The organism is Companilactobacillus bobalius, assembly GCF_009764355.1.
Genome location: NZ_LNUA01000060.1, coordinates 153,963 through 168,418, shown reverse-complemented (window position 1 = coordinate 168,418; position 14,456 = coordinate 153,963). Strand labels below are relative to the sequence as shown.

The 14,456-nt window shown below is 39.2% G+C and carries 9 protein-coding genes, 5 tRNA genes, 3 rRNA genes and 1 riboswitch; of the genes, 15 read left to right on the top strand and 2 right to left on the bottom strand.

The window, feature by feature from the left end; all coding sequences use genetic code 11:
* From ATN92_RS14325 to ATN92_RS14290, 8 genes are all read left to right on the top strand, one after another.
* Positions 1–513: ribosomal RNA gene (locus tag ATN92_RS14325) — 16S ribosomal RNA — on the top strand; the annotation flags it as partial.
* Positions 514–597: 84 nt separating this feature from the next.
* Positions 598–672 (top strand) — tRNA-Ile (locus tag ATN92_RS14320).
* 30 nt (positions 673–702) lie between these two features.
* Positions 703–775: transfer RNA gene (locus ATN92_RS14315), tRNA-Ala, on the top strand.
* A gap of 152 nt (positions 776–927) precedes the next feature.
* A 23S ribosomal RNA gene (locus tag ATN92_RS14310) occupies positions 928–3,845 on the top strand.
* Between the two features lie 81 nt (positions 3,846–3,926).
* A 5S ribosomal RNA gene (gene rrf / locus ATN92_RS14305) occupies positions 3,927–4,043 on the top strand.
* Between the two features lie 9 nt (positions 4,044–4,052).
* Positions 4,053–4,125: transfer RNA gene (locus ATN92_RS14300), tRNA-Asn, on the top strand.
* Positions 4,126–4,138: 13 nt separating this feature from the next.
* Positions 4,139–4,229, top strand: a tRNA-Ser gene (locus ATN92_RS14295).
* 183 nt (positions 4,230–4,412) lie between these two features.
* Positions 4,413–4,486: transfer RNA gene (locus ATN92_RS14290), tRNA-Arg, on the top strand.
* A 47-nt stretch (positions 4,487–4,533) separates the two neighbouring features.
* Here the strand turns inward: ATN92_RS14290 and dapF are convergent.
* The gene (gene dapF / locus ATN92_RS14285; protein ID WP_056951507.1) at positions 4,534–5,499 is read right to left on the bottom strand and encodes a diaminopimelate epimerase; all 966 of its coding nucleotides are present in this window, start codon (positions 5,497–5,499) and stop codon (positions 4,534–4,536) included.
* Positions 5,500–5,514: 15 nt separating this feature from the next.
* Positions 5,515–6,873 (bottom strand): aspartate kinase, encoded by a 1,359-nt coding sequence (locus tag ATN92_RS14280; RefSeq protein ID WP_056951502.1) that lies wholly within the window; start codon positions 6,871–6,873, stop codon positions 5,515–5,517.
* 145 nt (positions 6,874–7,018) lie between these two features.
* Positions 7,019–7,196, top strand: a riboswitch (Lysine riboswitch).
* 75 nt (positions 7,197–7,271) lie between these two features.
* Between ATN92_RS14280 and lysA the strand changes: the two genes are divergently transcribed.
* The 7 genes from lysA to ATN92_RS14245 all read left to right on the top strand — a co-directional run bounded on the left by lysA (position 7,272) and on the right by ATN92_RS14245 (position 14,429).
* Positions 7,272–8,555 (top strand): diaminopimelate decarboxylase, encoded by a 1,284-nt coding sequence (gene lysA / locus ATN92_RS14275; protein ID WP_056951537.1) that lies wholly within the window; start codon positions 7,272–7,274, stop codon positions 8,553–8,555.
* A 9-nt stretch (positions 8,556–8,564) separates the two neighbouring features.
* A complete protein-coding gene (dapD, locus tag ATN92_RS14270) occupies positions 8,565–9,269 on the top strand; it encodes a 2,3,4,5-tetrahydropyridine-2,6-dicarboxylate N-acetyltransferase (protein ID WP_056951500.1) in 705 nt (234 codons plus the stop codon).
* A 2-nt stretch (positions 9,270–9,271) separates the two neighbouring features.
* Complete coding sequence (locus ATN92_RS14265) at positions 9,272–10,429, top strand: N-acetyldiaminopimelate deacetylase (protein ID WP_056951498.1); 1,158 nt, start codon at positions 9,272–9,274, stop codon at positions 10,427–10,429.
* Positions 10,430–11,299, top strand: a complete 870-nt coding sequence (gene dapA / locus ATN92_RS14260; protein WP_056951496.1) for a 4-hydroxy-tetrahydrodipicolinate synthase — start codon at positions 10,430–10,432, stop codon at positions 11,297–11,299.
* 10 nt (positions 11,300–11,309) lie between these two features.
* The gene (gene dapB / locus ATN92_RS14255; protein WP_056951494.1) at positions 11,310–12,083 is read left to right on the top strand and encodes a 4-hydroxy-tetrahydrodipicolinate reductase; all 774 of its coding nucleotides are present in this window, start codon (positions 11,310–11,312) and stop codon (positions 12,081–12,083) included.
* 78 nt (positions 12,084–12,161) lie between these two features.
* Positions 12,162–13,352 carry an aminotransferase class I/II-fold pyridoxal phosphate-dependent enzyme gene (locus ATN92_RS14250; protein ID WP_056951492.1) on the top strand — a complete coding sequence of 397 codons (1,191 nt, stop codon included), beginning with the start codon at positions 12,162–12,164 and terminating at the stop codon, positions 13,350–13,352.
* An 18-nt stretch (positions 13,353–13,370) separates the two neighbouring features.
* The gene (locus tag ATN92_RS14245) at positions 13,371–14,429 is read left to right on the top strand and encodes an aspartate-semialdehyde dehydrogenase (RefSeq protein WP_056951490.1); all 1,059 of its coding nucleotides are present in this window, start codon (positions 13,371–13,373) and stop codon (positions 14,427–14,429) included.
* The last annotated feature ends 27 nt before the right edge of the window (positions 14,430–14,456 follow it).

The following is a 14,456-nucleotide window of genomic DNA, read 5'->3' as shown; positions in this document are numbered from 1 at the left end:
CGGGGACATGGATACAGGTGGTGCATGGTTGTCGTCAGCTCGTGTCGTGAGATGTTGGGTTAAGTCCCGCAACGAGCGCAACCCTTATTATCAGTTGCCAGCATTTAGTTGGGCACTCTGGTGAGACTGCCGGTGATAAACCGGAGGAAGGTGGGGACGACGTCAAATCATCATGCCCCTTATGACCTGGGCTACACACGTGCTACAATGGTCGGTACAACGTGCTGCGAACTCGCGAGGGCAAGCAAATCACTTAAAACCGATCTCAGTTCGGATTGTAGGCTGCAACTCGCCTACATGAAGCTGGAATCGCTAGTAATCGCGGATCAGCATGCCGCGGTGAATACGTTCCCGGGCCTTGTACACACCGCCCGTCACACCATGAGAGTTTGTAACACCCAAAGTCGGTGGGGTAACCCTTCGGGGAACTAGCCGCCTAAGGTGGGACAAATGATTAGGGTGAAGTCGTAACAAGGTAGCCGTAGGAGAACCTGCGGCTGGATCACCTCCTTTCTAAGGATATGGTACTTTGGTACCAACGGAAATACACAATTGTTAAAACTTTGTTTAGTTTTGAGAGGTCTACCTGGCGCTTTCGGGCCTATAGCTCAGCTGGTTTAGAGCGCACGCCTGATAAGCGTGAGGTCGATGGTTCAAGTCCATTTAGGCCCATTTTCTCTGTTATAATTGAATAAGTACTATGGGGGTTTAGCTCAGCTGGGAGAGCACCTGCTTTGCAAGCAGGAGGTCATCGGTTCGATCCCGTTAACCTCCATTGACAGAGATGTCATACTCGTACCTTGAAAACTGGATATTAAGAATTAATGAATTAAAGAAACACCGAAAACTGCGCGGCAATCTTTTGATTGCCAGCTGTGATGAAAATCATGGCAAATTGTTTTAAATTACTTTTTGTAATTTAATTTAGGTTAAGTTATAAAGGGCGCACGGTGGATGCCTAGGCACTAGGAGCCGATGAAGGACGTAACTAACGACGATACGCCTCGGGGAGCTGTAAGTAAGCTTTGATCCGGGGATTTCCGAATGGGGGAACCCAAATATCGTAATGGATATTTACTTGTCTGTGAATACATAGCAGTCAAGAGGAACACGCAATGAACTGAAACATCTAAGTAGTTGCAGGAAGAGAAAGAAAATTCGATTCCCTGAGTAGCGGCGAGCGAAACGGGAATAGCCCAAACTAAAGAGCTTGCTCTTTAGGGTTGTAGGACTGATGTTGTGAGAACAAAAGGTTATGATAGTCGAACAAGTTGGAAAACTTGGCCAAAGAGAGTGAAAGCCTCGTAAACGAAATCTGATCCACTCCATTCAGTATCCTGAGTACGGCGGAACACGAGAAACTCCGTCGGAATCCGGGAGGACCATCTCCCAAGGCTAAATACTCCCTAGTGACCGATAGTGAACCAGTACCGTGAGGGAAAGGTGAAAAGTACCCCGGAAGGGGAGTGAAATAGATCCTGAAACCGTGTGCCTACAAGTAGTCAGAGTCCGTTTATGGATGATGGCGTGCCTTTTGTAGAATGAACCGGCGAGTTACGTTAACATGCAAGGTTAAGATGAAAAGTCGGAGCCGTAGCGAAAGCGAGTCTGAATAGGGCGACTAAGTATGTTGATGTAGACCCGAAACCAAGTGACCTATCCATGTCCAGGTTGAAGATGCGGTAAAACGCATTGGAGGACCGAACTCGTGTATGTTGAAAAATGCTGAGATGAGATGTGGATAGCGGTGAAATTCCAAACGAACTTGGAGATAGCTGGTTCTCTCCGAAATAGCTTTAGGGTTAGCCTCGAGGTTTAGGATCGTGGAGGTAGAGCACTGTTTGGACTAGGGGCCCGTCTTGGGTTACTGAATTCAGATAAACTCCGAATACCATTGATCTTTACTCGGGAGTCAGACGATGAGTGATAAGATCCACCGTCGAAAGGGAAACAGCCCAGATCACCAGTTAAGGTCCCAAAATTCATGCTAAGTGGAAAAGGATGTGGAAACGCATAGACAACTAGGATGTTGGCTTAGAAGCAGCCATTCATTCAAAGAGTGCGTAATAGCTCACTAGTCGAGTGATTCTGCGCCGAAAATGTACCGGGGCTAAGCATGATACCGAAACTGTGGATGTGTCGTAAGACACGTGGTAGGAGAGCGTTGTAATTGCATTGAAGCCATACCGTGAGGAGTGGTGGAGTGATTAGAAGTGAGAATGCCGGTATGAGTAACGAAAGACCAGTGAGAATCTGGTCGGCCGTAAGACTAAGGTTTCCTGGGGAAGGCTCGTCCTCCCAGGGTTAGTCGGGGCCTAAGATGAGGCCGAAAGGCGTAATCGATGGATAACAGGTTGATATTCCTGTACTAGTTTATTTTGTTTGAACGATGGAAGGACGCAGGAGGATGATGTGTGCACGCTGATGGATATGCGTGTCCAAGCAGTAAGTCTTGATATGAGTCAAATGCTTATATCTTTAAGGACAAGCTGTGATGGGGAGTGAAATTTTAGTAACGAAGCACAATAACTCACACTGCCAAGAAAAGTTCCTAGTTAGAAATAAACTACCCGTACCGCAAACCGACACAGGTAGTCGAGGAGAGTATCCTAAGGTCAGCGAGTGAACTCTCGTTAAGGAACTCGGCAAAATGACCCCGTAACTTCGGGAGAAGGGGTGCTGGTGTAACAGCCAGCCGCAGTGAATAGGCCCAAACAACTGTTTATCAAAAACACAGGTCTATGCTAAATCGTAAGATGACGTATATGGGCTGACGCCTGCCCGGTGCTGGAAGGTTAAGAGGATCAGTTAGCTTTTGCGAAGCTGAGAATTGAAGCCCCAGTAAACGGCGGCCGTAACTATAACGGTCCTAAGGTAGCGAAATTCCTTGTCGGGTAAGTTCCGACCCGCACGAAAGGCGTAATGATTTGGGCACTGTCTCAACGAGAGACTCGGTGAAATTATAATACCCGTGAAGATGCGGGTTACCCGCGACAGGACGGAAAGACCCCATGGAGCTTTACTGTAGCTTGATATTGAGTTTTTGTGTGACATGTACAGGATAGGTAGGAGCCGTTGATTTCGGAACGCTAGTTTCGAAGGAGGCATTGGTGGGATACTACCCTTGTTATATGAAAACTCTAACCTACATCACTTAGCGTGGTGAGGGACAGTGTCTGGTGGGCAGTTTGACTGGGGCGGTCGCCTCCTAAAATGTAACGGAGGCGCTCAAAGGTTCGCTCAGAATGGTTGGAAATCATTCGTAGAATGTAAAGGCATAAGCGAGCTTGACTGCGAGACTGACAAGTCGAGCAGGGACGAAAGTCGGACTTAGTGATCCGGTGGTACCATATGGAAGGGCCATCGCTCAACGGATAAAAGCTACCCTGGGGATAACAGGCTTATCTCCCCCAAGAGTTCACATCGACGGGGAGGTTTGGCACCTCGATGTCGGCTCATCGCATCCTGGGGCTGTAGTCGGTCCCAAGGGTTGGGCTGTTCGCCCATTAAAGCGGTACGCGAGCTGGGTTCAGAACGTCGTGAGACAGTTCGGTCCCTATCCGTCGCGGGCGTAGGAAATTTGAGAGGAGCTGTCCTTAGTACGAGAGGACCGGGATGGACATACCTCTGGTGTACCAGTTGTGCCGCCAGGCGCATCGCTGGGTAGCTACGTATGGACGGGATAAACGCTGAAAGCATCTAAGTGTGAAGCCCCCCTCGAGATGAGATTTCCCATTCCTTTATGGAAGTAAGATCCGTTAGAGAATATGACGTAGATAGGCTGCGGGTGGAAGTGTAGCGATACATGGAGCTGAGCAGTACTAATAGATCGAGGACTTAACCGAGTAAGAGTTTACAGCAGTTTGAAGTGTTTTAATTTAATTCATAATCTTAATATCTAGTTTTGAAGGTACGAGCAACAATAGTGTGGTGGCGATAGCGAGAAGGATACACCTGTTCCCATTCCGAACACAGAAGTTAAGCTTCTCCACGTCGAAAGTAGTTGGTGGGAAACTACCCGCGAGGATAGATAGTTGCTACGCTGTTATTATTCCGGATTAGCTCAGTTGGTAGAGCATCTGACTGTTAATCAGGGTGTCGTCAGTTCGAGTCTGACATCCGGAGTTTTTTTTTACTTGGAGAGTTGTCCGAGTGGTTGAAGGAGCATGATTGGAAATCATGTATACGGGTATTGACCTGTATCAAGGGTTCGAACCCCTTACTCTCCGTCAGGACAAATTCAAAAAATATTATACCAATAGAAAGATCATTATATCAGTTGATGTAATGATCTTTTTGTTTTCTACTAATATTTTTCAATATATTGAATCAACGGGATTGTAAATTATTTTTAAATAAATATATACAAATCGTAGGGATATATGATATACTTATTTTTGTTGATTTATTACGCGCCTATAGCGCAATTGGATAGAGTGTCTGACTACGAATCAGAAGGTTGTAGGTTCGACTCCTACTAGGCGCATAACGAATAAAAAAGACTTATGATATTTTTATCATAAGTCTTTTTTTTTATCCTTTAATACTTTTTACAAAATCTTGATAATCTTTCTCCTCATCGGTATCTTCAATCTTTAAATTATCTAGTTGATTTAAATGTAAATTCTCTTCAGAGATTTCAATGGTATGCGTAAAAGTAGCATTGCCAATTAGATGGATCTTACTTAGTTCTTTGGTTGAATTCAATTCGATATTGGTTTTAACCATACCACCAGGATTATAAACCGTAATGTCTCTGTTGGAATCGAACTGATCTGGATACAATAGGGCAAATACTAAACTTGTCGCTGACATACCGGTTCCGCAGGCATTAGTAAAGCCAACACCACGTTCAAAGGTTTGTACGAATAATTTATTGGTGTCTAATATTTTAGCAAAACTGACATTGACCCCTTCGGGAAAATATTCATTTATGGAATTCAATTTTTGACCAAGATTGTTAAGTGTATCATGTTCGATTTCAGAGACAAAGCTGATAAGATGTGGATTCGGTACAGCAACAGCTGAAAATTTTTCTCCTGACACGAACTCAGGTATTTCGGTATTTACCATTTCGGTAAGATTTTTGTAAGCAAAGGGAAGATCTACCTTATTAAATGAAATAGGAGATATCTCAACGCTGAAAGCAGGTACTCCGGAATAAAAATCGGGGGCCTTTTTGACCGATAAATTAGATTCTAAGGTTTCAATTTTGAAATAATCTAATTGATATTTTTCTGATAGGTAACGACTGACCGTTCGTAATCCGTTACCACACATTTTGGCTTCACTACCGTCGGCGTTGATAACGCGCATTTTACCGAGACAGTCATCGCTGGTGTCAATGACTAAAAGTCCGTCGGCACCGTCTAAAATGTTTTTACAAAGATTAATTGCTAGATTCTTTACTTCATTATCATTTAATTTGTTATCTAGAATTGTTTGGTCCAAGATAAAAAATTGATTCTCTGAACCATGAACTTTTAATAGTTTAACCATGTTTTTGAACCTCACTTAATCAAAAAAAGTTTTATAAATTTGTTGTACAGCATTATCAGCATCTGAAGCACGAGTCCCAATCATGATAGATATACGGGAAGCACCTTGGTTAATCATGTGAATGGCGATATTATTTTGAGTTAGAGAATCAATCACTTTACCGATAGTACCGATATTGTGAGCAATTCCTTCACCGACTACCATGATAATGGCATAGTCATCGATCCACTCTAAGTAATCCGGTTGAAGAGTTTCTTTAACATCACGACAGAGTTTTTGAATAGTATCTTTATCTAGTTTGCTACGATCAAAGATAACAGTTAAATCGTCAATTCCGGAAGGCATATGCTCATAAGAAATATTATATTTATAAAAAATCTTTAAAAGTTTCAGAGTAAAACCAACTTCTTTATTTAAAAGATAACGGTGTAAATAGAGTGCTGAGAATCTTTTAGAGCAAGCAATACCGGTAATTTGATTAGAAGGGTCAAAGATGAATTGTTCAGGAACAATCATTGTTCCATCTGCTTGTGGATTATTAGTATTCTTAATATTTACAGGAACCTGTCCTTTAACAGCCGGAATGATGGCTTCATCTTGAAAAACGGAAAAACCAGCATAAGATAACTCTCTCATTTCACGATAGGACATCTTTTTTATTGCTTGTGGATGATCGACGATGTGATTGTTGGCAACGTAAATTGCATCAACGTCAGTAAAGTTTTCGTATAGATCAGCATTCAATCCGCGGCTAAGAATAGCACCAGTAATATCTGATCCTCCACGGGAGAAGGTATAAATTGAACCATCAGCACTGTATCCGAAGAATCCTGGGAAAACGACTCTTGAGTCTTTGGGCAATTGAAGTCGTTCCAAATTGCTGTAAGTTTCAGATGAAATATCCGCATCGTTGGGTTGACCATGAACTCTGATACCAGCATCTTTAGGATCGATAAAAGTCGCTTTAATATTTTGAGCGTTAAGGACTTGTGTCAATAAGATAGCATTTAAAAATTCACCGTGAGCTTTAAATGCAGCCATTAAATGTTCGTTGTCAGTAAACTTATCTTGAGCCAATTTATCTAGTTTGGATTTTAGAAGTTTGATTACTGAATCATCAAGTTTGAAGTGATCACTGATTTCTTGATATCTGGAAATGATATTATTTTCAATCTTTTGATAGTCATCTTGATTAATGACAGCATTGGCATATTGAATTAATAGATCAGTAACTTTAGTGTCATCAGAAAATCTTTTTCCAGGTGCAGAAGTTACGATAACCTTACGTTCAATATCGTCTTTAATAATCTTAATAACTTTCTCAAATTGTTCTCCAGTGGCCAAGGAACTACCACCAAACTTGATAACTTTCATGAAATACACCCCTAAAATTAAATAGTTTTTAATGATGAGTGTATCATTTTTAGCTGTCATGACAAGAAGAAACACGATAAAGTTAGAAAAAACAGTTATTTTTTAATATTACTTGACGAATAATGAGTATTGTTATAATCTTAATACCAATAAAAGAGGTCGCAATCGACATGAGTAAATGAGGGAGTCACTGTAATGACTTTGAACTCATTGAAAGGGGAAGTTGCCGAAGTGTCAGATTTTACAGGATCTGATGAACTGGGGCGTATTAATAAGAGAATACGAACTGTCGTGATTTAATATCACGTTGAGCTTATGACAAATTTAAGGTGGATCGAAAAGGTCTCTTTGTTATTAAGCAAAGAGATCTTTTTTTGTTTGATAAAGGAGTTTTGAAAATGATTATAGATGAATTAACAAGCAAGAATGGACATTTAATGATTGATGGCGTTGATAGTGTGGAATTAGTTAAAGAATATGGAACGCCACTTTATGTTTTTGATATTTCCAAGGTTCGTAATCAAATAAAAAAATTTAGATCTGCTTTTGAAAAAGAACATTTAAATTATCAAATTAGTTATGCTAGCAAGGCTTTTGCCGTCAAAGCTATTTATCAAGTTATGAAGCAAGAAAATGTGCATGTGGATGTCGTTTCGGGTGGAGAATTGTATACAGCCTTAGCTGCTGGCTTTCCGAGTGACAAGATAAGTTTTCATGGCAACAATAAATCTTTGATGGAATTACAGATGGCGGTAAAAAATCATGTCGGAGTTATCATGTTAGATAATTTTCATGAAATCGAACTTTTACAACAAGTTTTGAAAGAATCTCAAGAGACTATCCAAGTAATGTTACGTTTAACCCCAGGAATCTCAGCTCATACACATAAGTATGATCAGACTGGTCAAACTGATAGTAAGTTTGGATTCGACGTTAAGTCTGGGCAGGCCAAAAAAGCTTTGAAATTAGTTTTGGATAATCCACAGATGAAATTGTTGGGATATCATGCTCATATTGGTTCACAGATTTTTGGTACTGAAGGATTTAAAATGTTGGCTCAAAAGATGATTGAAATTTCTAAAGATTTTCAAAGTGAATTTAATTATTGGCCTCAGGTAATCAATTTAGGTGGTGGTTTTGGGATTAGTTATAACGAAGATGATGATCCTATCACCGCAAGTGATTTTATTTCAGTCATCGGTCAGGAATTAAAACAGGATTGCAAAGAAGTTCCAGAAATTTGGATTGAACCAGGACGTTCAATTGTGGGACCGGCTGGATATACGCTTTATAAAATAGGTTCAAGAAAAGATATTCCTGGATTGGAATCTTATGTATCGGTTGATGGTGGTATGGGTGATAATATTCGTCCAGCTTTGTATCAAGCTAAATACGAAGCAGTCGTAGCTAATAAAATGAATCAAACAGATGTTGAAACGGTCCATATTTCAGGAAAATATTGTGAATCAGGTGATATCTTAATCAAGCATCAAAAACTTCCACAAACGGAAGTTGGGGATGTTTTAGCAGTTCTTGATACTGGAGCTTATGGTTATTCAATGGCTATGAACTACAATCGTAATCCCAGACCGGCAGTTGTTTTTGTTGAAAAAGGACAGGCCAAATTAGTAGTTAAAAGAGAAACTTATGAAGATTTAATTAAACTAGATGGTAATTATTAGGAGAAAAATATGACAAAGATGGACGCAACAGAAATTATCAATTATATAGGAAATGCTAAGAAAGTTACGCCAGTGAAAATTTATTTACAAGGGGATATTTCTCAAATTAATTTTCCGAGGGAGGTTAAAGTTTTTAAAACTAATGATTTAGCAATCATTATTGGTGATTACCAAGTAATTGAACCAATCTTAAAGGATAATCATTTAACTGATTTTTATGCTGAGACAGTGGCACAAAACTCAGCCGTACCAATGTTAGATATTAAGCATATCAATGCCAGAATTGAGCCAGGAGCCATTATTCGTGATCAAGTTGAGATTGGTGCTAATGCGGTAATCATGATGGGAGCAGTGATTAATATCGGTGCTGAGATTGGTGAGAAATCAATGATTGATATGGGAGCCGTTCTTGGCGGCCGTGCAATTGTTGGTAAAAACTCACATATCGGAGCCAATGCGGTTTTAGCGGGAGTGATTGAACCGGCTTCTGCCCAACCAGTTCGAATCGGTGATAATGTTATCGTTGGTGCCAATGCTGTTGTCTTAGAAGGTGTGCAAGTCGGTGATGGTGCTGTTATTGGTGCTGGAGCAGTTGTTACTAAAGACGTAGCACCTAATAGTGTAATGGCCGGTGTACCAGCCAAAGTATTGAAAATCAAAGATCAAAAGACAACTGATAAAACTCAAATTGAGAGTAATCTAAGGGAGTTATAGAGATGACTTTGACTAGTGACGAATTAATTAAGATCAGACGACATTTACATATGATTCCAGAGTTAGCGATGGATGAGCATCAGACACATGATTACGTGAAACAAGTGATTGCAAGTTTTCCTCAGACCGATTTGGAAATTAAAGAGCTACCAGAATTACCAACTGCTCTGTTGGTGTTGGTCAAGGGCAGCAATCCTCAAAGAAATATCGGTTATCGATGTGATATGGATGCCTTACCTGTCGATGAAGTGAATGGATTGAGTTATGCCTCAAAGCATCCACATGTAATGCATGCTTGTGGTCATGATATTCATATGACTGTAGCTTTAGGAATTTTAAATTATTTTAGTATCAATCAACCCAAGGACAATTTGATTTTCTTCTTTCAACCGGCTGAAGAAAGTAAAAGTGGTGGAAAAGTTGCTTATGATATAGGAGCTTTTAGCGGTCAGTTTAAGGTTGATGAATTCTATGGTTTACACGATAATCCACAATTGAAATCAGGCGTTATAGGATGTTGTAACGGTACATTGTTTGCTGGGACAACAGAAGTAAATATCATTATCACTGGTAAAAGCGGTCATGCGGCTTATCCTCATTTAGCCAATGATGCTATAGTAATTGCTGCTAATTTTATTAATCAAGTTCAGACAGTCATTTCTCGCAATATTGATCCTACGAAATGTGGCGTGATAACATTCGGCAAGATGCAAGCTGGAGTAATCCGCAATGTGATTGCTGGACAAGCTCGTTTGGAAGGAACAATTCGTGGTTTAACTCAAGAAATGATTGAATTTATTCGTCAAAGAATAACTGAGATTGCTAGTGGTTTGCAGAAGTCATTCAATTGTCAAATCACGGTGGAATACAACCAAGGTGGTTATTTTCCCGTAGAAAATGACCCACAACTAACAAAGAAATTTATCAAATATATGCAAAACCAACCGTCAGTTGATTTTGTTGAAACTGAGCCTAAAATGACGGGAGAAGATTTTGGATATTTATTAAATAAGATTCCGGGCACAATGTTTTGGCTAGGGGTAGAGAGTTCAGGAGCATTACATTCACATGATTTTCTTCCCAAGGAAGACGCTATTAAAAAAGGTGTCGATGCTATAGTAGGTTTCTTGAATTATCGAATGAATTCGGAGGAAGCATAAATGTTTACAGATGTTGATTTAATGACGGCTATCATTACGCCATTTGATGAAGAATTAAAAATAGATTATAAAGCTTTAAAAAAGTTAACGGAGCATTTGTTAGCAACCGGTTCTAAGGGATTCGTTATTGGAGGAACGACCGGCGAGACACCTACGTTAACGGAAAATGAGAAGTTAGATTTATATCGTAATTTTACGGAAATAGTTGATGGACGTGTACCAATCATTGCTGGAGCTGGTAGTAATAATACTGCTCAAACAATCGATTTTATTAATAAGTTGGCGAAGATTCAAGGTATCGACATGGCATTAGTTGTGGTTCCTTACTACAACAAACCTAATCAACGAGGGATGATAGCTCATTTTGAAGCTATTGCTAAAAACTCTCCTTTACCAATTATGATTTATAACATTCCTGGAAGAACGGGTGTGTTGATGGAGAAGGAAACAGTCGTTAAGTTATCTCAGAACAATAATATTAGTGGAGTTAAGCAGTGTAATACAATGGAGGACTTGGAATACATTGTTGAACATACAACTGATGATTTTAATGTTTATAGTGGTGAAGATGCACAAGCCTTATTTGCCAAGGTAATTGGAGCCAATGGAGTTATTTCGGTAGCTTCACATCTCTACGGTGATGAAATGACTGAAATGTATCAGAAATTGGATGCCGGTGATTATAAGACAGCCGGTAAAATTCAACGTCAATTAACACCCAAAATGGCTGCGTTATTCATGTATTCTTCGCCTTCACCCGTTAAAGCGGCTCTTAATAAATTAGGTTATAAAGTTGGTGGCTGTCGCTTGCCAATTGTGTCGTTGAATGAAGCGGAAAAAGCTGTTTTGTTTGAAAAATTGAATCTTTAGGAGTCTTTTTATGATAAGAGTTATTGTTTCAGGGTTTAATGGATCGATGGGTCAAAAGGCAGTTAGTATGGTTGATCAAAGTAAAGACATGAAATTAGTCGCTGGATTCAATCCAAGTGTGACTGACCTGAATCCACAGACTTATGGTTTAAATGAAGACGTTAAAATTTATAACGAACTTACTGATATTAATGTTGTAGCCGATATTTGGATTGATTTTTCAATACCTAGTGCAGTGTTTGAGAATACTAAATTTGCGATTGAGCATGATATTCGTCCAATTATTGGAACAAGTGGTATGAGTGAAGAGCAGACAGATGAGTTAAAACGTTTGGCTGATAATAAGAACTTAGGCGGAATTATTGCCTCGAACTTTGGTTTATCAGCTGTTTTGATGATGAAATTTGCTCAAGTAGCTGCCAAATATTTTGCTGAATCAGAAATTGTTGAAAAGCATCATGAGGATAAAATTGATGCACCTTCAGGGACAGCCTTAAATACAGCTAGATTGATTTATGAAGCTAGAGGACATGATCAGAAACAACATAGCAGTAAAGATCCACTTGATACTCGTGGCGGGGATTATCACGGTATTAAGATTCATGCACTCAGATTACCAGGTTTTGTTGCAGACGAAGAGGTTATATTTGGTGGAGTTGGCGAAACTTTAACTATATCTCAGAGTACTACTGATCGAGAATCGTTCATGACAGGTGTTAAGCTGGCAATTCACGAAGTGATGAAAAGTAATCATTTAGTTATTGGTTTGGAACAAATTATTTAATATTATTACAAAATAATTAATTAAATGAATACAGTTTGTTATAGAATTAAATTATTATAATTTAAGGAGTGTCATAGAATGCCAGAATTAGATTCAACAGTAAAAAATGTTGTCAACGAAACTATAGAACCAATGGGAATTTCTCAAATTCGGATTTTCGCTGAAAAATTTGCTAAAATCCCTGGATTAATCAAATTAACATTAGGTGAACCTGATTTCAATGTTCCTGAGCACGTTAAAACAGCTGCTATTGAAAGTATTAAAGACAACGATTCCCATTATTCAGCCCAAAAGGGCATCATTGGTTTAAGAGTAGCTATTTCTGATTATTTAAATAAACGTTTTGAAGTCGATTATGACCCTGAAACAGAAATTGTTGTAACAATTGGAGCTACTGAGGCTATCTTTGATTCTTTAGCAGCCATTATTAATCCTGGTGATAAGGTATTGATTCCTACACCAACCTTTGCGCTTTATATACCAATTGTAAAAATTCTAGGAGGAATTCCAGTTCAAGTGAATACCACTGATGATGGTTTCCGTTTAACTGGTAAAAAATTACGTGAGGTTATCGCCAAGGAAGGAGCCGATGAAGTAAAAGCTTTAATCTTGAATTTCCCTGGTAATCCAACCGGTTTTGTTTATTCCAAAGATGAACTACAAGAAATTGTTGATGTCGTTAAAGATAAGGAAATGTATGTTATTTCGGATGAGATCTATGCTGAATTGACATATGGAGAAAAGCATATTTCTCTAGCTAAGTTAATGCCTGGAAAAACTATTTTGATCAATGGCTTATCTAAATCACATGCTATGACGGGTTATCGAATCGGTTATATTGCAGCTCCTAAGGGCTTCGTTACGAATGCTGCAAAAATGCATGCCTTCGTTGTAACGGCTCCTTCCAATCCGGCCCAATATGCTGCTAAGGAAGCCTTGACGAATGGAATTGATGACCCTATTCCAATGAAAAAGATTTATCAAGAACGTCGTGATTATATTGTTGATCAATTAAATGATATTGGTTATAAAACAAACTTGCCTGAAGGTGCATTTTATACTTTCTCGAAAATTCCGGCTGAATTTAATTTAACCGCAATTGAATTTGCCAATAAGTTGGCTGAAGAAGGAAAAGTTGGTGTAACGCCAGGGACAGCTTTTGGTGAAGGTGGCGAAGGTCACTTTAGAATGTCATACGCATCTTCAATGGATGATATTAAAGAAGCTATGAAACGATTAAGAATTTTTACGGAGAATTTAAAAAATTGATTTAAGGGATGAAGATTTATGAGTGATGGATATACAGTAGCAATTTTAGGTGCCACAGGTGCCGTCGGAACACGTTTAATTCAACAATTAGAGCAATCAACTATTCCGGTTAATAAGATAAAATTATTAGCGTCATATCGTTCTGCAGGTAAGAAATTACAATTTAAGGGACAGGACGTAACGGTTGAGGAAGCCAAACCGGAATCATTTGAGGGTGTTGATATTGTTTTAGCATCAGCTGGTGGATCAGTATCTAAAAAATTATTACCTGAGGCTGTAAAACGTGGTGCTGTTTGTGTAGATAATACTAGTGCTTTTCGAATGGAAGAGGATGTTCCTTTGGTCGTTCCTGAGGTAAATGAAGCTGCACTTTATAATCATCATGGGATTATTGCTAATCCAAATTGTTCAACTATTCAAATGATGGTGGCACTAGAACCAATTAGAAAAGCTTTTGGTTTAAAACAAATTATTGTTTCAACTTATCAAGCTGCTAGTGGTGCCGGTCAAAGCGCTTTGAATGAATTATATTCAGAGGCACAAGATTATTTGGATGGTAAGGATATGCATGCCGATATTTTTCCTACAAAAGGTGACGAAAAACACTATCCATTGGCCTTCAATCTTTTACCACAAATTGACGTTTTAGAGGATAATTTATACTCTCATGAAGAGTGGAAAATGATTCATGAGACTAAGAAAATTATGCTTGGCGATATGGACTCACCCGAGATCAAAGTCACAGCTACTTGCGTCAGAGTACCGGTTCCAATTAGTCATGGTGAATCAATTTATATCGAAGTTGAGGATAAGTCTGCTACAACTGAAAAGATTCAAGAGTTGATCAGACAAGCACAAGGAGCAGTTTTGGAAGATGATCCTAAACATCAAATTTATCCACAACCAATCAACGCGGTAGGTAAGCGTGATACTTATGTTGGACGTATTCGTCCAGATTTGGAAAATGAAGGTGCCTTCAATATGTGGGTTGTTTCTGATAATCTTTTAAAGGGTGCAGCTTGGAATACAGTACAAATTGCTGAACGTTTAGTTGCCGATAATTTAGTCCATAATTAGTTAATTTAAAATGGAATGCAGATTTTA

Bases quoted from the DNA above. Each gene is read 5' to 3' on its own strand.
- ATN92_RS14280 (WP_056951502.1), bottom strand. From the start codon at position 6,873: ATGAAAGTTATCAAGTTTGGTGGTAGTTCCTTGGCCACTGGAGAACAA.
- ATN92_RS14250 (WP_056951492.1), top strand. From the start codon at position 12,162: ATGCCAGAATTAGATTCAACAGTAAAAAATGTTGTCAACGAAACTATA.
- ATN92_RS14265 (WP_056951498.1), top strand. From the start codon at position 9,272: ATGACTTTGACTAGTGACGAATTAATTAAGATCAGACGACATTTACAT.
- dapD (WP_056951500.1), top strand. From the start codon at position 8,565: ATGACAAAGATGGACGCAACAGAAATTATCAATTATATAGGAAATGCT.
- dapA (WP_056951496.1), top strand. From the start codon at position 10,430: ATGTTTACAGATGTTGATTTAATGACGGCTATCATTACGCCATTTGAT.
- lysA (WP_056951537.1), top strand. From the start codon at position 7,272: ATGATTATAGATGAATTAACAAGCAAGAATGGACATTTAATGATTGAT.
- dapF (WP_056951507.1), bottom strand. From the start codon at position 5,499: ATGGTTAAACTATTAAAAGTTCATGGTTCAGAGAATCAATTTTTTATC.
- ATN92_RS14245 (WP_056951490.1), top strand. From the start codon at position 13,371: ATGAGTGATGGATATACAGTAGCAATTTTAGGTGCCACAGGTGCCGTC.
- dapB (WP_056951494.1), top strand. From the start codon at position 11,310: ATGATAAGAGTTATTGTTTCAGGGTTTAATGGATCGATGGGTCAAAAG.